Genomic DNA, 18,807 nt, shown 5'->3' with positions numbered 1-18,807 from the left:
TGACCCCACTCAGTGCGCGCGGGCCGCTTCGGCGGCAGCGGCGTCGGCCGGAGCCGGCGGCTGCGCTTCGGCGCGCGGTTCCGGCTCGCGCTCCAGGGCGATCTTCAGCACCTCATCGATCCAGCGCACCGGCTCGATGTTGAGCGTCGACTTGACCGTCTCCGGAATGTCGGCGAGATCCTTGACGTTCTCCTGCGGAATGCAGACCGTCTTGATGCCGCCGCGCTGCGCTGCCAGCAGCTTCTCCTTGAGTCCGCCGATCGGCAGCACCTCGCCGCGCAGCGTGATCTCGCCGGTCATCGCCACGTCGGCGCGCACCGGAATGTCGGTCAGCGCCGAGACCAGCGCCGTGCACATCGCGATACCGGCCGACGGACCGTCCTTCGGCGTCGCGCCTTCCGGCACGTGCACGTGGATGTCGCTGGTCTCGTAGAACTTCGGATCGATGCCGAGCTTCTTCGAGCGCGAGCGCACCACGGTCAGCGCCGCCTGGATCGACTCCTGCATGACGTTGCCGAGCGAACCGGTCTGCGTCAGCTTGCCCTTGCCTGGCGACAGCGCCGCCTCGATCGTCAGCAGCTCGCCGCCGACCTCGGTCCACGCCAGACCGGTGACCTGGCCGACCTGGTTCTTCTCCTCGGCGCGGCCGTAGCGGAACTGCGGCACGCCCAGGTACTGGCCGAGATTGTCCTTGGTCACCTCGACCGCCGTCGCGACTTCCTTCGACACCAGCTGCTTGACGACCTTGCGGCAGATCTTGCTGATCAGGCGCTCCAGGCTGCGCACGCCGGCCTCGCGCGTGTAGAGGCGCACCGTCTCGCGCAGCGCGTCGTCGCCGACCTTCAGCTCGCCGTCCTTCAGGCCGTTGTTCTTCATCTGCTTCGGCAGCAGATACTGCTTGGCGATGGCGACCTTCTCGTCCTCGGTGTAACCCGGCAGGCGGATCACTTCCATGCGGTCGAGCAGCGGGCCCGGAATGTTCAGGGTGTTCGCGGTGGCGATGAACATCACGTCCGAGAGGTCGTACTCGACCTCCAGGTAGTGATCCTGGAACGTGCTGTTCTGCTCCGGATCGAGCACCTCGAGCAGCGCCGACGACGGATCGCCACGGAAATCCATGGCCATCTTGTCGATTTCGTCGAGCAGGAACATCGGGTTCTTCACGCCGACCTTCTGCATGTTCTGGATGATCTTGCCCGGCATCGAACCGATGTAGGTGCGGCGATGGCCGCGGATCTCCGCCTCGTCACGCACGCCGCCCAGCGACATGCGCACGAACTTGCGGTTGACCGCCTCGGCGATCGAACGGCCGAGCGAGGTCTTGCCGACGCCCGGAGGGCCGACGAGGCACAGGATCGGCCCCTTCAGCTTCTTGGTGCGCGCCTGCACGGCCAGATACTCGACGATGCGCTCCTTGATCTTGTCGAGGCCGTAGTGGTCCTCGTCCAGCTTCTGCTGCGCCAGATCGAGGTCGATGTGCGTCTTGGTGCGCTTCTTCCACGGCACCGAGGTCAGCACGTCGAGGTAGTTGCGCACGACGGTGGCTTCCGCCGACATCGGCGGCATCATCTTCAGCTTGTTCAGTTCGGCGACGGCCTTGGCCTTCGCCTCCTTGTGCATGCCGGACTTCTCGATCTTGTTGGCGAGCTCTTCCTGCTCGCTCGGGCCTTCCTCGTTCTCGCCGAGCTCCTTCTGAATGGCCTTCATCTGCTCATTCAGGTAGTACTCGCGCTGGTTCTTCTCCATCTGCTGCTTGACGCGCGTGCGGATCTTCTTCTCGATCTGCAGCACGTCGATCTCGCTCTCGAGCTGGCGCATGACGTGCTCGAGGCGCGCCTTGGCGTCGTCGATCTCCAGCACTTCCTGCTTGTCTTCGAGCTTGAGATTGAGGTGCGCGGCGATGGTGTCGGCGAGACGTCCGGGCGAGTCCATGCTGGCCAGCGACGGCAGCAGCTCGGCGGGAATCTTCTTGTTGAGCTTGGCGTAGGCCTCGAACTGCGCGAGCAGCGAGCGCGTCGCCGCGTCGACCTCCTTGTCGTCGGTCGTCGCCAGCTTGTCGTCGGGCAGCTGCTGGCACTCGGCGGTGACGAAGGCGCCGCTGAGATCGAAATTGCTGATGCGCGCGCGGTGCACGCCTTCGACCAGCACCTTCACGGTGCCGTCCGGCAGCTTCAGCATCTGCAGGATGCTGGCCAGCGTGCCGACGCGGTAAAGGTCGTCGGCGCCCGGTTCGTCGGTATCGGCCGTGCGCTGGGCGACCAGCAGAATGCGCTTGTCGTCCTGCATGGCCGCCGACAGGGCCTTGATCGATTTCTCGCGGCCAACGAACAGCGGGATCGCCATGTGCGGGAACACGACCACATCGCGCAACGGCAAGACAGGTGCGGTGCGTTCGGTCTGGTTGTCCACGAGATCTCCTGGTTGTCTGCCGGCATTATGCCGGCTCGGAAGACTGTGATGCGGCCGATGTCGCAAGAATCAAGCCGCACACCCCGGAAATCCTCGCAACGCGCTTTGCGATCAACGACTTGAGCCGCGCTTGCGGGGCCGCGCGCGGCGCTGTCAGCGCACCGTCAGACGGGCCGTGCCGGTCGCCCGCTCGGCGCCGCCGGCATCGAGCACGAGGGCGCGGACCGCATGCGCGCCGGCCGCCAGCGGCCAGTCGAAATACGGTTCACGAGTCTCGGCGACGACCGCGCCGTCGACCTCCCAGCGCACCCGCTGCGGCGGCTCGCGCCAGGCCAGCTCGAAGCGGAAAGCCTGCAGCGCGGCCGGGATGCGCGGATCGCGCGCCAGCAGCAGGCCATCGAAGGGCTGCGCCAGCACGGGTTCGGCGGGCGCCGCCGGCGCCGCGGCCGGCGCCGGCCCGGGTTCCGGCCGCTCCGGCGCGGCCAGCTGCGCGCGCAGCGCAACGTCGGTCGGCAGGCGCGCGAGCAGCGAGCGCGTCAGCAGCGCCGGGCCGCGCGCGCCGGTGACGCCCTCGGTCGGCTGGCCCGAGAGATTGCCGAGCCATACGCCGACCAGCCAGCGCCCGTCGTAGGCCACGGTCCAGGCGTCGCGATAGTCGCTCGACGTGCCGGTCTTGACCGCAGTGGCGACCGGAAAGCGCAGCACCCCGCCCTCGCCGAACTCCAGCAGCCGCGCCGCGGCGTCGGAAAGGATGGCGCTGATCGCGTGCGCCGCGTCGCGCGTGTAGAGCGCGCGCGGCGGCGCGCGCGGACCGGCGTCGTCGAGCACCGTCAGCGGCTGCCAGAGACCGTCGCGGGCCAGTGCCGTGTACGCCTGCACGAGCTCGTACAGCGTCAGCGCGCCGTTGCCGAGCGCAAGGCCGTCGCCGTAGACGTTCGGATGCTGGTCGAGGCTGTCGACGCCGAGCGCGCGCAGCCGCGCCAGGAACGGCGCCTGGCCGACGAACTGCAGAGCCTTGACCGCCGGGATGTTGAGCGAATTGCCGAGCGCTTCGGCGACCGTGACGCGGCCGTAATGCACGCGGCTGTAGTTGCGGTACTCGTGCAGGCCGCCGTTGATGCGTTCACGCAGCTCGGCGTCGTCGATCGTCGTATCGGCGCGCCAGCCGCGCTCGATCGCCATCGCGTACAGCAGGGGTTTGAGCGTCGAGCCGGGCTGGCGCGGCGTCTGCACCGGATCGATGCCGACGACGTCCGGATGCAGACGATCGGCCGTCGCGTAGGCGCGTACGCGATTGCCGTCGAGATCGACGACCAGCACCGCGCCCTGCGCGGCGCCCTCGCGCGCCAGATCGCGCAGGCGCTCGCGCAGGAAAGCCTCGGCCGACTGCTGCAGGTCGGCATCGAGCGTCGAGCGCACGCGCGCGGCGCCGGGCCGCTGGCGCACCGCGGCGCGCCCGGCCCAGGCGGCGAAGTGCGCGGCCTGCAGCGACGGCCGCGCGCGCGCCAGCGCCGGCGCCGTTTCCGGCAGCGGCGCGTGCCAGCGGCCCTGCTCGGCCAGCGCCTGCGCCAGGCGGCGCATACGCTGGCGCAGCGCCGGCGGATCGCCCGCCAGCCGCGTCGGCGCGCGCACCAGCACGGCGAGCGCCAGCATCTCGTCGGGCGCCAGCGTGTCGAGGCTGCGGTCGAAGTAGTACGCGGCGGCCGGCGCGACGCCGCGCCGGTTGGCGCCGTACGGCACCTGATTCAGATAGAACTCGAGAATCTCGGCCTTGCTGAAGCGCGCCTCCAAACGCAGCGCCTCGAAGCCCTCGACCCAGCGCGACCAGACGGTGCGCGGCCGCGGATGGAGGATGCGCACGACCTGCTCGCTGATCGTGCTGGCGCCACGCACGGCGCGGCCGTTGCGCAGATTGACCCACAGCGCCGAGGCGCGCGCGCGCCAGTCGATGCCGACGTGCGTCCAGAAACGGCGGTCCTCGGCCGCGACGATCGCCACGCGCAGCGTCGCCGGCACCGCGGCGAGCGGCACGCGCTCGTGCAGGTTCCAGCCGCCGTCGTAGGCCAGACGCAGCGGCCGGCCATCGCGATCGAGCAGCTCGACCTGCCGCGCGGCCTCGGCGTCGAGGCGCAGCGTGTCGGGCAATGCGCGTTGCGCGAACGCCGTCGCCAGCGCCAGCGCGCCGAGCAGCAGGGCGCCCAGCGCGGCCAGCCGCCGAGCGCCGCGCAGGCCACGCAGCCACGCCATCGCGCTCACGCCGGCCGCACCCGCGTCACGGCGCCTCGATCCGGAACCGCGTCGCCACGCCGTTGCCGAACACGTCCGGGTCGTACATGCGCTCGACGTGGGTCTCGGTCGCCGCGAACTCGCCGGTCGCCACGGCCTGGCCGATCCACGCCAGCTGGTAGCGGCCTTCCGTCACCTCGTCGGCATAGAAGCGCACGGCGTCGAAGCGCAGCTCGCGGTGGTAGAACGGATACGGATAGGCGGGGCTCGCCTCGGCCATAGCCTCGGCGCCGATGCCCGAGGCCGTCGCCAGATCCGGATTCAGCGGCTCGAAACCGGCCGGCACCGGATCGTCGACGACGAGGTACGTCGCCCAGGCCGGCACGTCGACGACGAGTTCGGCCTTGACGAGTTCGCCGCGCTTCACGTTCAGCACCTCGCCTTCGAGCGCCTGCCATTGCCCGCTGCGCTGCACGCTGTAGCGTCGCGTCACCGCGAGGCCGGCCGACAGCGGCGCCGTCGGCACCGGCGTCGCGTAGCGCAGCATCGTCGTCACGTAGGCGCGTCCCTGACCTTCGCCGCTGATCTTCAGCGACGCCGTCGTCGCGGCTTTCACGTCGAGCGGCTTGACGAGGCTCGCCGAACGGCCGGCGGCGAGCTGCACGCTGCCGAGCGCCAGGCCGCTCGCTTGCGGATCGCCGAGCGTCGCGCTCGCCGTCATCTGCAGCGGCGTGGCCTCGTAGCGGTCGGCGTACTCGATCAGCGCACGCGTGCACCAGACGTTTTCCTGCGTGTCCTCCCAGTACACGCGCGTGCCGCGCGCCTGCGTGATCGTGCGCGTCAGCTTCATCGGCAGCTCGGCCTCGCGCTCGTTCGCCGCGCCGCGCGCGAGCAGCGCCGACAGCGCCGCGCAGTTCGAGCGCAAGGGCGAGCCGAGCAGCCAGGCGTAGACCGTCGTGTCGCTGCGGTCGTCGAGCGCCAGCGTGCCCGCCGACTGCTGGCCGCGCGCGAGGATGCGCGCGATCGCCGCCTGCAGCGGCGCGTCGGCGCCGCGCGTGTGCGCCGCCGCCTGCGCGTACAGCGCCTCGCCGAACAGGCCCATGCGCGGCAGCTGCGGCTCGTAGCGGCGTAATTCGTCGGCGCCCAGCTTGCCGCGCTGCGCGAGCGCGGCGAGCGCGGTCGCCCGTACCTGCGCGCGCAGCTCGGCGCTGTCGTAGCCACTGGCATGGACATCCTCGCGCAGCAGGCGCTGCAGATAGCCGTCGAGCTTGTCCCAGACCTCGCGCGGCGGCTCATAGCCGAGCTGCTGCAGCCAGCCGAAAGCGAGTGCCGTGTACGCCGACAGATACGGACTTGCGCGCTCGTTCTCGGGCACGAAGAAGGCCATGCCGCCGCCCGGCGTCTGGAAGGCGGCGGCGTCGGCCAGCATCGCCTGCGTCTGCGCCGCCGCGCCCGGCCAATCAAGAGGTTCCTGGGGCGGCGACGCGAGGCGCTCGCGCAGCTTGAGGAAGTGCGCCGCCATCACGCCCTTGCTCAGGCGCTGCTCCCAGCACAGGTACGGATACTCGGCCATGTAGCGGAAGGCGCCGTCGAGATTGCCGATCGCCGTGCTCGCGAAGTTCAGCTGCAGCTCGGCGCGCGGCGCGTCGGCCGGGGCTTGCAATGGGATCGTCAGCGGCGCGTCGGCGGTCAGCGTCGAGAAATCGGCCGCCGTCACCGTCAGCGGCCGCTCGTGCACCGGCACGTCGAGCTGCAGCGCGTCGCCCTGCTCGCCCTCGCCGGCGCGCGCGATGAAGTGCACCGCGCCGCTGCCGTCGACCGTCAGCGGCAAGGCGACGTTGCGGCGCTCGAACGGCTGCAGCGTCAGCGCCTGCGAAACCTGGCCGCTCGCCGCGCCGCTGGCCTCGACGCTGACCGCCAGCGTGCGCGCCTTCTGCTCGCGGTTCATCACCGTGAACTCGGCGTCGACGCGATCGCCGCGCGTCAGCTGGTTCGGCAGCGCCGGACGCAGCTCGGTCGGCTTGTTGACGGCGACCGAGCCCTGGCCGAGGCCCATGCGGTCCGACGGCGTCACCGCCATCGCCAGCACGCGCCAGCCGGTCAGATTGTCGGGCGCGGTGAAGGTGAAGCTGGCGCGGCCCTGCGCGTCGGCCGGCAGCGCCGGATTCCAGTACGCGACGAATTTCTCGATCGAGCGCAGCGACAGGTCGGCGCCGCCGTCGCCGCCGGGGCTGGCGCCCTTCTTCTCGAACTTCTGGCGTCCGACCAGGCGTGTCAGCAGGCTGTAGTTGGCGAGATCGAGCGGATCGAGCTGGGTGAAGCCCTTGAGCGGATCGAAGTAGGCGCTGCCGCCCTGGATCAGATCGAACACCGCCTCGTCGAGCACGGCGACCGCGAACTCGATCGGCTCGCCGCTGGCGTGCCGCGGCGTCGCCTTCAGTTCCACCGCCACGCTGTCGCGCGGCCGCAGCACCGATTTCGCCGGCGTCACCTGCACCTGCAGCTCGCGGTACGGGTCCTCGACGGCAAGCGTCGCGTAGCCCATGCGGAACGTCGGCTTGCCGAGGTCGACGCCGTCCTTGACCGGCGCGCTGACACGCGGCGACATGACGACGACCGACACGTACGCGCCCGGCAGATACTCCGGCTTGATCGGCACCTCGATCACCGGCGTCGCCGTCGCCAGTGTCTCGGTGCGCCGCGTGATGACGCCGTAGCGCTCGACCGTGACCAGCGCGGTCGCGCCCGGGAACGGGTTCTTCACGAACAGCTTCGCGGTGTCGCCGACCCGGTACGCCGCCTGATCGGGGCGCACGTCGAGCGAGAAGTCCGGGCGGTCCTCCCAGAGCACGGCATCGCTGCCCTGCGTGTAGATCCAGGTAGTCGACGTGTGCAGGCGCTGCTGCGTGTCCTGCGTCATCGCGACCGCGCGCAGCTCGCCGCCGGCATCCGGCGTGAAGGTGCAGGCATTGCCCTGCGCCGACGCGCGGCCCTTGCAGGTGGCGACGCGCTGCCATTCGTGCACGTAACGCGTGATGTAGGCGTTGCCGGCGCCTTTGACGCGCGCGCCCTTGGTGATCTTGCGCTCGATCTTCACGTAGTACGGACTGCCGGCCACCGGCTTGCCGTCGCGGTCGACGACCAGCGTCTCCACCGTGGTCGGCTGGCCGGCGCGCGCCCAGCCCTGATGCTGGACGCCGATGTAGCGATCGCGTCCGAAATAGGCAATGCGCGCCTGACCGACGATCGAACGGCCGCGGTCGTCCTGCACCGTGCCCTCGAGCACCAGATCGCCGTACAGCACCGGCCCGTCGTCGACTTGCACGGGCGCACTCCATTCGCCCTTGGCGTCGAGCGCCGCCTGCGCATCGAGCAGCGGCGCGGCATCGCGGCCGCCGTCCTGCCAGGTATCGAAACGGTAGCGGCGCGCCAGCGGATCACGCGATTCGAGCCCGCGCGCATGCAGCCGCGCGTTGAGCCGCGCCGGCGCGCCGGCGAACGGCCCGCCGCCGTGCAGCGTCGCGCGCAAGGCCGCGGTCGGCGTCGCGCCGGGCGTCGCGCTTTTCGCGCGCCATTCGGCGGCGACGCGGAACGGCGCCGGCACGAAGTCGGAGACCAGCACGCGCATCGGCTCCAGCGTCAGATCCTTGGCGTACGACGGCTGCAGCTCGAAGCGGTACCAGCCGACAGCGGCGCTTTGCGCCAGCTTGAACTCGCCGGCCAGCGCCCCGAACGCCGACAGCGACAGTCCGCTGCGCTCCTGCACGGTGGTGCCGGTCGGATCGATGATGCGCAGCGTGTAGCCGGCGGCCGGCGCCGCCTTCAGGCCGCGCTCGGCGTCGTCGCGCACGTAGAGCTTGTACTGCAGCGTGTCGCCGGCGCGGTACACGCCCTGCGCGGTCGCACCCCAGGCGCGCAGATGGCCGTGCCGCGCGCGCCGCCATTCGGAAACCTGCTCGCGCGACGCCCGCCAGGTGTCGACCTCGAACTCGCTGGCCAGCGGCAGCAGCGCGATATCGTCGCCACGGACCACGCGCACCATCAGTGGCTGGCGCTGCTCGCCGCCGGTCGTCGACACGTACTGGCGCTGCAGCTCGGGATCGAGCTCGCGGCCGCCGGGCAGCAAGGCCAGGCCGTCGCGATCGGTGCGGCCGCTCGCCTTCACCGCGCCGTTCCAGCCGTCGACGATGGCGACGTCAGCGTCGGCGACGCGCGCGCCGTCGGCCAGTGCCGTCACCCAGACCAGCAGGTTTTCGTTGCCGTACTTGGCATGCACCTGCCAGGGCGTGACCTCGGCGAAGAACGGCAGCGGCCGCGACGACGTCCGCGGCGCGCTCGTCAGCTCGCCGAACAGCGCGCCGCTGTCGGCGCCGAGCAGTTCGCGAATGCCGAGCGGCACCGCGAAAGCGAGATTGCGCGGACCGCTCACCGGCACCTCGCGCCGCGCCTCGTCGTGCTGCGTCGCCGTCTGGCGCTGCGCGGACAGCCCGAGGCGGTCGAGATTGGTGACGACCGCCGGCACCTCGGAATCGACGCCGCTCTCGAGCACCGCCGGGCTGTGCTCGAAGACCAGCCGCGGCGTGCGCGCGCCGGTGCGCAGGCCCAGCCGCGCCTCGCGCCCGAACGCCCGGCCGAAGCGATCCTTCAGCGTCGCCGCCAGCGTCACGGTGTAGTCGGTATCGGCGGCGAGCGTGTACGGCAGCCGCAGTTCGTAGGTCGAATCGCGGCCGTGATCGCCGCTCACCGGCCGCGCGGCGGCTTTTTCGCTTTCGTCGCCGTCGCCGGCGTTGGTCCACGGGTCGTAGTCGGGATCGCGGAACGCGGCGCGCGGATCCGGGTTCAGCCGCAGCGCGGCGCGCAGCTCGGACACGGCGACCGGCGTGCTGAACACCAGTGACACGCCTTCCAGCGGCGCGCAGCGCCGGCCCGGCTCGGCGAGCCGCGTCGTGTTGCCGTCGCTGCAGCGCAGACCGATCAGGCGCGGCGCGCCGAAGGTGCGCAGCGATTCGACGCTGCGCGACTCGCTGCCGGTCTGCGGCCCGAAGGCCGAGCGCAGGCCCGGCCTGATGCGCAGCGCGACATCGTGATCGTCGGCGAGCGGCGCGCGCGGTTCGACGCGCCACAGCTGGCGCGCCTCGCCGTCCGGCGTCCAGAACGGCGTGTCGTCATCGTAGTACTCGGGCAGCGCGCGCAGCGCGGCGCCGTCGAAGCTCAGCACGCGCTCGACCGACGCCGCCGTGACCGGCTGGTTGAAGCGCACGCGCACGCTCGGCTCGGTCGGTCCGCGCCATTCACCGACGCTGGCGTACTGCACGCGCGGCAGCTCGGTGACGAAGCGCTGCACGCGCGGCGCCGCCAGGCGGCTGCCGTCCTGCGCGACGAAGCCGCCGTCGGCCGGCGCCTGCACGCTGACCGTGTATTCGGTGGCCGCACGCAGGCGCGCGCCGCTGGCGAGATTGCAGGCGAGATTCTCGGTATCGAGCCAGCGCCACTGGCAGCCGGGGTCCGGCGTGACCGTGACCGGCACTTCGGAGGCGTCGCGCTCCATGCGCCCGAGCGGCACGACGGCGCGGTCGAAGCTCAGCACGATCTGGTTCTCGGCCGGCACGTCGCGGCCGTCCGGCGTGATGCGCAGCAGCGTCAGCGCCTCGGCCGCCGCCGGCGCGGCGCCGGCCAGCATCGCCAGCGCGGCGGACGCCGCAAGCGCGCGCCTAGCGCGTGGCCACTTTGATGCGCGCATAGATCGCTCCCTGATCGCCGCCGACGAGCCGCACTTCGCGATAGCCAGCGAGGTCGTGCCAGATGTTTTCGTGTTCGCTGATGTCGTCCGGATCGCGCACCGGCAGGCCGAGCGTGGCCAGCGTCTGCGGCAGCAGCGGATAGGCGTCGTAGCCCATCGGCACCGTGATCCAGTCGGCCTTGCCGCCGATATAGGTGATCTCGACGCCGAGTCCGCCGTAGCGGCAGCGCTCGGAGAACTCGGCCGGCTCGCAGCGCTGCGGCTCGCCGAGCACCTCACGCACCTCGTCGCGGGTGCGGCCGGCGAAGGTCTTGAGGTCGAGCCGCGCGCCGCCGGCTGCGCCGCTCGGCGGCGCGGTCTCGAAAACCGCCTCGTAGTCGAAACGGTCGGTCTTGCGGCTCATCAGGAACCCGCCTGCGGCGATCGCCAGCGCGACGACGATCGCCACCGGCAGCAGCATTCTTTTCATGGTCTTCGGCTCTCCGGTGCGACGCGCACTTTAGCAGCCCGCGGATGAACGCTTGACGGACGTGGAATAATGGCCGTGAACGACGTCACCGCCATGCACCTCGCCCTTCTTCTCGCCACGCTCGCCGCGCTTGCCTGCGGCCCGCTGCTCTACGTCTGGGCGCGCCCGCGTCCGGCATTGCTGACGTTTCTCGACGGCTTCCTGTTCGTCAGCATCTTCGGCCTCGTGCTGCTCGAAGTGGTGCCCGGCACCTTCAGCGCCGGCGGCGCCTGGAGCGTGCTCTTCCTCGGCGCCGGACTGCTCGGCCCGACGCTGCTCGAGCACTGGATCAGCCGCGCGCGCCGCGAAGCGCATCTCGCGGCCCTGGCGCTGGCGATGATCGGCCTGATCGTGCACAGCCTCGGCGACGGCATCGCGCTGTCGTCCGGCGGCGAGGCGCATGCCGGCATCGCGCTGCCGCTCGCGGTCGCCGTGCATAGCGTGCCGGTCGGCCTGATGGTCTGGTGGCTGCTGTATCCGGTGTTCGGCCGCTGGCCGCCGCTCGCGGCGATCGCCGGCATGTGCGCCGGCACGGTCGCCGGCTACGTCTGGGGGCCGGCGCTCGGCGACACGCTCGGCAACGCCGGCTGGGCCTGGTTCCAGGCCCTGGTCGCCGGCTCGATCCTGCACGTCGTGTTCGGCCGCCCGCATCTCGAAGCCCATCCGCACCACGCCGCGCCGCCGTCGCGCTACGAGGGCCTCGGCAATCTCTGCGCGCTCGCCGGCCTGCTGGCACTGGCGGCGCTGGAGGACGAGCCGCTGCCGGCGGCCAGCTACTTCGCGATCGTCGGTGATCTGGCCCAGCGTGCAGCGCCGTGGCTGCTCGGCGCGTATCTGCTGGCCGCGTTGGCCGTCGCGCGTGGCAACGTCCGCCGCGCGCTGCATCTGTTCGCCGTCGAACTGGTCGACCGCAGCGTCGCCTGGGTGATCGCCCTGCTGCTGCTCGCCGCTTTCGTCGCGCCGCTGCTGCGGCCGGGCTTCAGCGTCACGCCGGCGCCCGGCCTCGCGCATTCGGCCGCCCTGATGGTCCTGCTCGCGCTCGGCACAGCCTCGTTGCTGCGCCGCGGCGGACGCGCCTGGATCTCCACGCTGTGGCCGCGCGGCGGCCACCATCACGCGCATTGACGGTCCAGGCCGCCGGGCCATCCGAAGCAACCGCAGGGGTCATGCAGCGCGATCGCAGTCGCGGCGGCGATGGCGGCGTCCGCGCGCCACGCAGGCCCGGCTTATCGCAAGCTGCGCTTCGCGAGCGGTGAGATTGATGTCGACGACGTGGCGCCGAGGCCAGCGTTTGCCATCGCCCGCACGGCCTGGGCACCTGCATCGCGCAGCAGGTGCGCGCGCACGAAATCGTGAGCGTGCCTCAGCGCGCGGCACCCGGCTTCAGCATCCAGCCGGCCTCGGTGCCGTACTGCACGTAGATCCATTCGCCTTCGTCATTGCGCATCCCGCCGCTCGGCGACACGATCGTCCCCGCCGGCACCACCGCCAGCGTCTCGCTGCCGCTGCGCGGCTGTGCCTTCAAGGATGCCGCTGCCGACAAGCCGGCGCCGGCCGGCACGGCTGATGCGGCGGGCACCGCGATGGCGGCCGATGGCGCCACCGGCTCGGCCCGCTCGACGGCCGGCATCACCGGCGGCGGCGGCGCAGCGGCGGACGGCATGAGCGCCGCGCCGGATGCCTGGCCACCGACGCGAATCGCCGTGGCGCGCAAGGCCGTGCAGTAGCTGGTGCCGATGAAACCCCAGATCCAGCGCTCGCGCACCTGGACATTGGTGATGAAATCGCCCGCCGCCTGCGCCTCGAGCTGGCGATACGCACGTTCGGCGCGGCCGTTGATATTGATCGGGATGAGCAGCAGCAGCTGAAAGCCGCAGGCCTCCGCTTCGAGGGTGTGCGCCGCGCCGACCGGCGTCGGACCGCGGGAACCCAGCGGCACGATGGTCCCCGCACAGCCGCTGCACAGCGCGACCCACACCACGACGACGAGTTTCGTCAGCCTGCTCATCGGATCGCCTCCCCTTGCACGGTGACGCAGCGCGCGGTGCCGATCAGCCACCAGAACCAGTTCTCGTGATAGCTCACGTCGACGAGGCCGGTCGCGCCGGGAACGCTGGCAAGCGCCGCCGCATAGGCACGCTCGATGCGACTGTTGGCACCCATCGGGATGACGTAGTAGGCGGTCGAAACGATGCCGAGACTGCCGCAGGCGCTGCCTTCGGCAGGCCCCAGCCGCGTGTACTGCGCGGGCGGGCTCGGCGCCACGGTCGTGAACCCGGACGCGCAAGCGCCCAGCAGCGTGCACAAGCACAGCGCCGTTGCGCGGCGCAGCGATGAAAAGCCCATGGATTCCCCCGAACCCCCGAAGCGATAGCGGACAGCTTAAGAGAGCGGGGCCCGATGCGACAAGCCGGACCCGGCCCCGGCGCCCGTGTCGACGGTGACGTGCACCGCGCCGGCGGACGCGGCCCACGCCAGGCGTCGCCGTTCTCGTCCGCCGCGCCGGTGCCGGCTCAGCTCGCGACGCGCGCGATCTTCATCGCCAGTTCCAGCGCCTGCTCGTAGTTGAGGCGCGGATCGACCTGCGACTTGTAGGCCCGTTCGAGATCGTGGTGCGAGAGATTGCGCGCGCCGCCGGTGCATTCGGTGACGTCCTCGCCGGTCAGTTCGAGGTGCACGCCGCCCAGATGCGAACCGCAGGCGGCGTGGATCGCGAAGGACTGCTCGAGCTCGGACATGATCTTGTCGAAGGGCCGCGTCTTCAGGCCGTTCGGCGTCGAGATCGTGTTGCCGTGCATCGGATCGCACATCCACAGCACGGTGTGGCCGGCGGCGCGCACCGCTTCGATCAGCCGCGGCAGGTGATCGCCGATCTTGTCGGCGCCCATGCGATGGATCAGCGTCAGGCGGCCCGGCTCGTTGTCCGGGTTCAGCACGCGGCACAGCTCCAGCACCCAGTCGGCGCTCATCGACGGGCTGACCTTGACGCCCATCGGATTGCGGATGCCGCGGCAGTATTCGACGTGCGCACCACCGATCTCGGCGGTGCGCATGCCGATCCACGGAAAATGCGTCGACAGGTTGTACCAGCCTTCCGAACGCGGCACCTGGCGCGTCTGCGCCTGCTCGTACCAGAGCAGCAGCGCTTCGTGCGAGGTGTAGAAGTCGACGCGCGAGAAATCGCTGATCGGCCGGCCGGCGAGCGTTTCCATGAACCGCACCGAGTCGCCGAGCGCATCGACCCGCTGCTGGTACTCGGCGGCGAGCGGCGAATGCTGGACCCAGTTCAGGTCCCAGTACTCCGGGTGATGCAGGTCGGCGAAACCGCCGTCGATCAGACCGCGCACGAAGTTGATCGTCATCGCCGAACGCATGTGGCCTTCGAGCAGGCGCTGCGGATCGGGGATGCGCGCCTCGGCGGTGAACGCCGGCGCGTTGACCAGATCGCCGCGATAGCTCGGCAGCGTCACACCGTTCTTCGTCTCCGTGTCGGCCGAGCGCGGCTTGGCGTACTGGCCGGCGAAGCGGCCGATGCGCAGCACGCGCTTGCGCATGCCGTGCACCAGCACCAGCGACATCTGCAGCAGCACCTTGAGCCGGTTGGCGATGACCTGCGGGCGGCAGTCGCCGAACGACTCCGCGCAATCGCCACCCTGCAGCACGAAGAACTCGCCGCGCTGCGCGCGCGCGATCTGCTGCTTGAGGCCGTTGACCTCCCAGGACGTGACCAGCGGCGGCAGCGTCGCCAGCTGCGCGAGCGCCTCCTGCAGCGCCTCGGCGTCCGGGTACTGCGGCTGCTGCGTGGCCGGCTTCTGCTGCCAGGAATCGGGGCGCCAGTTCGGCGCGAGGACGGGACTCACGGAAACGACCATCGTCGGGGAAAGGGCCGCATTATACGGAGCGCGCTTTCTCAGGCGGTGAGGCCCTGCCAGATCTGGCGCAGGCGCTCGCCGAGAAAGTCGACGAACAGCCGCACGCGCGGCGCGAGCAACCGCGCATGCGGGTAGATCGCATGCAGCGGTGCGGCGGGGATGCGCTGATCCGGCAGCACGCGCTGCAGGCGCCCGCTGCGCAGATCATCGGCGACGTCCCAGATCGACTTGAGCGCGATGCCCGCGCCGTCGAGCGCCCAGGCGTGCGCGGCGCCGCCGTCGTTGGTCAGCAGCGCCGCCTCGACGCGCACGCTCTGCGCCTCGCCGTCGCCGAAGCGCCATTCGCTGCGTGACTGCTCGCCGATCAGGATGCAGCGGTGATGCAGCAGATCGGCCGGATGCGCCGGCACGCCGTGCTCGGCGAGATAGGCGGGCGACGCGCACAGCACACGGAAATTCGGCGCCAGCTCGCGCGCCACGAGCGAGGAATCGGCGAGGCGGCCGAAGCGGATCGCGACATCGAGTCCGGCCTCGATCAGATCCCGCACCGCGTCGCTCAGATCGAGCTGCACGCGCAGCTGCGGATGCCGACGCTGGAACTCGGCGAGCAGCGGTGCGACCCGCTGGCGACCGAACGCGCCGGGTGCGGTCACGCGCAGCAGGCCATCGACGCGCTGGCGGCTGCCGGCCATCTGCTGCTCAGCAAGTTCGACCGCGGCGAGGATCTGCACGACCTGCGCGTGGAAGCGCTCGCCGTCGGCGGTCAGCGTCTGGCGCCGCGTCGTGCGCTGGATCAGGCGCGTGCCGAGCGCGGCCTCCAACTGCGCGAGCCGCTTGCTGACCTGCGGCAGCGACAGGTCCAGCGCGCGGGCCGCGGCCGACAGGCTGCCGGCCGAAACGACGGCGGCGTACACGCGCAGGCTGGCGAGATCGTCGATGGGCATTTTTGTTTCCCAGATTGAAACAATATCTTTCCATATCCGCCGTATTTGTATGGAACCTGGAAATCTAGGATGCCGTCCGACGTCGCCGCCCGGCGACCCGACCGGAGATTTCCCCAATGCCCTCTTCCCCGATCCGCCGGCTCGGCGCGGCGCTGACGCTGGCGCTCAGCAGCACGGCGCAGGCGGCGAATCCGCTGCTCGTGCCCGCGACCGTGATCGTCGATCGTCCGCTGCACGATGCGACCGTGCAGGCGCAGATCCTCGCCGCACGCCGCTACGCCAGCTTCTGGAGCAGCGGCGACGAAGCCCTGGCCCGCGCCGCGCTGGCCGACGACTTCACCGACCGCACGCTGCCGCCCGGCCGCGCCCAGGGCCTGCCCGGCCCGCTCGCCGCCGCGAAGCTGATGCATGCGGCGATCCCCGACCTGAACTGCCAGATCGAGCAGCTGCTGGTCGCCGGCGATCGCGTCGTCGTGCACCTGCGCTTCACCGGTCATTTCAGCGGCCGCTTCGGCGCCACGGAGGGCCACGGCCAGACCGTCGATTTCATCGCCACCGACATCTACCGCGTCGCCGACGGGCGCATCGCCGACAACTGGCATCTCGAAGACAACCTGACGCTGCTGCGCCAGATGCAGGTGATCGCGCCATGAATTCCGACCCGCAATCCGCCGGCCCGCTCGATCCGGCGCGCCGCCGCCTCCTGCACGCCGGCACCGCGCTCGGCGCCGGCCTGTTCGCGGCCGGCAGCATGCCGGCGGCGCAGGCTGTCGAAGCCACCGCCGCCCGTTCCGCGTCCGGCCCTTACTGGCCGGACGGCATCCGTCTGGTCGTGTCGATCTCGATGCAGTTCGAAGCCGGCGGCCAGCCGCCGCGCGATACCGACAGCCCGTTTCCGCCGGTCGCGCTGCCGGACAACATGCCGTCCGATCCGGCCGCCAACAGCTGGTTCGCGTATGGCTACCGAGAAGGCATTCCGCGCCTGCTCGATCTCTGGGACCGGCACGGCGTCAAGGTCAGCTCGCACATGATCGGTGAAGCCGCACGCCGTCACCCGGAGCTGGCGCGCGAGATCGTCGCGCGCGGCCACGAGGCGAGCGGCCACGGCCCGCGCTGGAGCTCGCAGTACGCGATGTCGCGCGACGAGGAACGGCGTTTCCTGCTCGAAGGCGCGGCGCTGATCGAGACGGCGACCGGCCAGCGGCCGCTCGGCTACAACTGCAACTGGCTGCGCCGCGGACCGAACACACTGTCGTTGCTGCAGGAACTCGGCTACCTCTACCACATCGACGACGTCAGCCGCGACGAACCGTTCATCGAGACCGTCAACGGCGGCGATTTCGTGGTCGTGCCGTACACGTTGCGCAACAACGACATCGTGCTCGTCGAAGGTCGCCACTACACGCCGGGCCAGTTCTTCGACCAGCTCAAGCTGGAATTCGATCAGCTCTACGAGGAAGCCGGCACGCGGCGGCGCATGATGTCGGTCAGCGCCCACGACCGCATCAGCGGCACGCCGCAGATGGTGCGCGCCTGGGACGCGTTCCTGCGCTACGCCAAACAGCGGCCCGGTGTCGCCTTCCTGCGCAAGGACGAAATCGCGCGCTACGCGCTGCAGAGTCCGCAGACGCTGCGCGAGGTCGAGACGATCTGAGGCGCCAGCCACCGCAGCTCGCGCGCCGGCGCAAGCGCCGTCTCAGTCGAAGCGATAGCCCGAGATCGTCGTCTGCAGCACGCGATCGCTGAAGACGCGGCGGCCGGTGCCGTCGCCGGCCGCTCCGGCGGCGACCATCAGCGGCAGCAGGTGCTCCTCGGCGTGCAGCGGATGCGACAGGCGCGCCGCGGGTGCCTCGGCCCAGTGCGTCAGGCGCAGCTCGCGCTCGGCCGGCGGCGCTTCGACGGCGGCGGTCAGCCACAGATCGAAAGTGTCGGAGACCGGCCCGAAGCGCGGATCGCCGTAGGCGCGCATGTTGTGGAAGCTCATGCCGCTGCCGACGATCAGCACGCCCTCGTCGCGCAGCGGCGCCAAGGCGCGGCCGGCGGCGAGGTGCGCGGCCGGATCGAGCGAGTCGAGCAGCGACAGCGGCACGACCGGCACATCGGCGTCCGGGAACACCAGCTTGAGCGGGATGAAGACGCCGTGGTCATAGCCGCGCTGCGCGTCCTCGGCGGCCGGCAGCGACGCGGCGGCGAGCAAGGCCTGCACGCGCTGCGCCAGCGCCGGATCGCCGGCCGCCGGGTACTGCAGCTGATAGGTGTGCTCGGGAAAGCCGTAGTAGTCGTAAATCAGCGGCGGCCGCGGATGGCTGCCCGCGGTGAAGGCCGGCGCCAGCCAGTGCCCGGAGATCAGCAGCACGGCTCGCGGCCGCTCCGGCAGCGTCGCCGCCAGGCCACGCAGGAACGCGGCCATGCGGTCCCAGGTGTCCGGCGGATTCCAGTCCATGAAAAAGCACGGCCCACCGCCGTGCGGGATGTAGAGCGTGGGTTGGCGGATCAATGCAGTTCACCCATAGTCATCGCCGATTTTCGGATCACTTGACGACGGCAACGTGCTTCTTCTGCTCGGCTCGCACCATTCGCCCCTCTCTCATCAGCAGACCGAGGATACTCCATGACAAGTAGTCTTTTGATCCGCCCGCGTAGTCGCTCTGCAAGCCGAGCACCTTGGAAGCATCAGAGTTGGTGATGCCCTCGGGATTGGCCTGAGCCAATTCGAGTACTGCTCCCTTCAGCAGGTCGAGCCCGACTTGCGCCTTTTCCACCACACCGGCGGGGACCGCCACCCCGCGCCGCGTCTTTGTCGCGGCACCCGTGGGAATCACACTATTGGTCAAGAGCCCACCGGTCGCCTCGGTGCCGAACGCGGCGATGAGTTCAGCTTCGAGTTTTAGCGCCTGCACCTCCGTCAGATCGTCCGCCAACACCGTCGTCAAGACGGCGTATCCGGCATCTTGGATTTCCGCGATGCGCTGTCCCTTCTTCGTTCTATCGATCCGAATCGTATGCTCCCACGCCCGATTCCCCGTGCCCTTTCCGATGTAGAAGGGACGCGCTGGCGACGTTCTCGGATCTTTCAGCGCATAGATGTAATAAGGGTTCATACGGCGC

13 protein-coding genes are annotated in these 18,807 nt (G+C 70.6%); 3 read left to right on the top strand and 10 right to left on the bottom strand.

Annotated elements, in window-relative coordinates; genetic code table 11:
• Nucleotides 1-9: 9 nt before the first annotated feature.
• From lon to H149_RS0112490, 4 genes are all read right to left on the bottom strand, one after another.
• Entirely contained in the window at nt 10-2,343 is a 2,334-nt protein-coding gene (gene lon / locus H149_RS20850; RefSeq protein ID WP_020650100.1) for an endopeptidase La, read from the bottom strand.
• 219 nt (nt 2,344-2,562) lie between these two features.
• On the bottom strand, nt 2,563-4,656 hold the full coding sequence (locus H149_RS20845; RefSeq protein WP_039748927.1) for a transglycosylase domain-containing protein: 2,094 nt from the start codon (nt 4,654-4,656) through the stop codon (nt 2,563-2,565).
• A 25-nt stretch (nt 4,657-4,681) separates the two neighbouring features.
• A complete protein-coding gene (locus H149_RS20840) occupies nt 4,682-10,315 on the bottom strand; it encodes an alpha-2-macroglobulin family protein (protein ID WP_020650098.1) in 5,634 nt (1,877 codons plus the stop codon).
• Nucleotides 10,316-10,346: 31 nt separating this feature from the next.
• Nucleotides 10,347-10,844 (bottom strand): hypothetical protein, encoded by a 498-nt coding sequence (locus tag H149_RS0112490; RefSeq protein ID WP_154654788.1) that lies wholly within the window; start codon nt 10,842-10,844, stop codon nt 10,347-10,349.
• 75 nt (nt 10,845-10,919) lie between these two features.
• Between H149_RS0112490 and H149_RS0112485 the strand changes: the two genes are divergently transcribed.
• Nucleotides 10,920-12,008, top strand: a complete 1,089-nt coding sequence (locus H149_RS0112485) for a ZIP family metal transporter (RefSeq protein WP_154654787.1) — start codon at nt 10,920-10,922, stop codon at nt 12,006-12,008.
• Between the two features lie 238 nt (nt 12,009-12,246).
• Here the strand turns inward: H149_RS0112485 and H149_RS22240 are convergent, their stop codons facing one another.
• The 4 genes from H149_RS22240 to H149_RS0112465 all read right to left on the bottom strand — a co-directional run bounded on the left by H149_RS22240 (nt 12,247) and on the right by H149_RS0112465 (nt 15,699).
• Complete coding sequence (locus H149_RS22240) at nt 12,247-12,891, bottom strand: hypothetical protein (protein ID WP_020650095.1); 645 nt, start codon at nt 12,889-12,891, stop codon at nt 12,247-12,249.
• Nucleotides 12,888-13,229 carry a hypothetical protein gene (locus tag H149_RS20830; protein ID WP_020650094.1) on the bottom strand — a complete coding sequence of 114 codons (342 nt, stop codon included), beginning with the start codon at nt 13,227-13,229 and terminating at the stop codon, nt 12,888-12,890. Before H149_RS20830 ends, H149_RS22240 begins: the two co-directional genes overlap by 4 nt.
• 167 nt (nt 13,230-13,396) lie before the next feature.
• Nucleotides 13,397-14,755 carry a class II 3-deoxy-7-phosphoheptulonate synthase gene (locus tag H149_RS0112470; RefSeq protein WP_020650093.1) on the bottom strand — a complete coding sequence of 453 codons (1,359 nt, stop codon included), beginning with the start codon at nt 14,753-14,755 and terminating at the stop codon, nt 13,397-13,399.
• Nucleotides 14,756-14,793: 38 nt separating this feature from the next.
• Nucleotides 14,794-15,699 carry a LysR family transcriptional regulator gene (locus tag H149_RS0112465; RefSeq protein WP_020650092.1) on the bottom strand — a complete coding sequence of 302 codons (906 nt, stop codon included), beginning with the start codon at nt 15,697-15,699 and terminating at the stop codon, nt 14,794-14,796.
• A gap of 116 nt (nt 15,700-15,815) precedes the next feature.
• Between H149_RS0112465 and H149_RS0112460 the strand changes: the two genes are divergently transcribed.
• Nucleotides 15,816-16,352, top strand: a complete 537-nt coding sequence (locus H149_RS0112460) for an ester cyclase (RefSeq protein WP_020650091.1) — start codon at nt 15,816-15,818, stop codon at nt 16,350-16,352.
• Complete coding sequence (locus tag H149_RS0112455) at nt 16,349-17,353, top strand: polysaccharide deacetylase family protein (protein ID WP_020650090.1); 1,005 nt, start codon at nt 16,349-16,351, stop codon at nt 17,351-17,353. Before H149_RS0112460 ends, H149_RS0112455 begins: the two co-directional genes overlap by 4 nt.
• A 42-nt stretch (nt 17,354-17,395) precedes the next feature.
• On the opposite strand, the gene H149_RS0112450 is transcribed toward H149_RS0112455, so the two are convergent.
• Entirely contained in the window at nt 17,396-18,142 is a 747-nt protein-coding gene (locus H149_RS0112450; protein ID WP_020650089.1) for a DODA-type extradiol aromatic ring-opening family dioxygenase, read from the bottom strand.
• An 88-nt stretch (nt 18,143-18,230) separates the two neighbouring features.
• Nucleotides 18,231-18,800: a GIY-YIG nuclease family protein gene (locus H149_RS0112445; RefSeq protein ID WP_020650088.1), complete on the bottom strand. Its 570-nt coding sequence runs from the start codon at nt 18,798-18,800 to the stop codon at nt 18,231-18,233.
• Between the last annotated feature and the right edge of the window lie 7 nt (nt 18,801-18,807).

This window comes from Solimonas variicoloris DSM 15731, from assembly GCF_000382285.1.
Lineage (GTDB): Bacteria > Pseudomonadota > Gammaproteobacteria > Nevskiales > Nevskiaceae > Solimonas > Solimonas variicoloris.
This window is presented reverse-complemented; position numbering and strand designations above follow the sequence as displayed.

Coding starts and splice junctions, on each gene's coding strand:
- lon (WP_020650100.1), bottom strand. CDS start 2,343: ATGGCGATCCCGCTGTTCGTTGGCCGCGAGAAATCGATCAAGGCCCTG.
- H149_RS20845 (WP_039748927.1), bottom strand. CDS start 4,656: ATGGCGTGGCTGCGTGGCCTGCGCGGCGCTCGGCGGCTGGCCGCGCTG.
- H149_RS20840 (WP_020650098.1), bottom strand. CDS start 10,315: ATGCTGGCCGGCGCCGCGCCGGCGGCGGCCGAGGCGCTGACGCTGCTG.
- H149_RS0112490 (WP_154654788.1), bottom strand. CDS start 10,844: ATGAAAAGAATGCTGCTGCCGGTGGCGATCGTCGTCGCGCTGGCGATC.
- H149_RS22240 (WP_020650095.1), bottom strand. CDS start 12,891: ATGAGCAGGCTGACGAAACTCGTCGTCGTGGTGTGGGTCGCGCTGTGC.
- H149_RS20830 (WP_020650094.1), bottom strand. CDS start 13,229: ATGGGCTTTTCATCGCTGCGCCGCGCAACGGCGCTGTGCTTGTGCACG.
- H149_RS0112470 (WP_020650093.1), bottom strand. CDS start 14,755: ATGGTCGTTTCCGTGAGTCCCGTCCTCGCGCCGAACTGGCGCCCCGAT.
- H149_RS0112465 (WP_020650092.1), bottom strand. CDS start 15,699: ATGCCCATCGACGATCTCGCCAGCCTGCGCGTGTACGCCGCCGTCGTT.
- H149_RS0112460 (WP_020650091.1), top strand. CDS start 15,816: ATGCCCTCTTCCCCGATCCGCCGGCTCGGCGCGGCGCTGACGCTGGCG.
- H149_RS0112455 (WP_020650090.1), top strand. CDS start 16,349: ATGAATTCCGACCCGCAATCCGCCGGCCCGCTCGATCCGGCGCGCCGC.
- H149_RS0112450 (WP_020650089.1), bottom strand. CDS start 18,142: ATGGACTGGAATCCGCCGGACACCTGGGACCGCATGGCCGCGTTCCTG.
- H149_RS0112445 (WP_020650088.1), bottom strand. CDS start 18,800: ATGAACCCTTATTACATCTATGCGCTGAAAGATCCGAGAACGTCGCCA.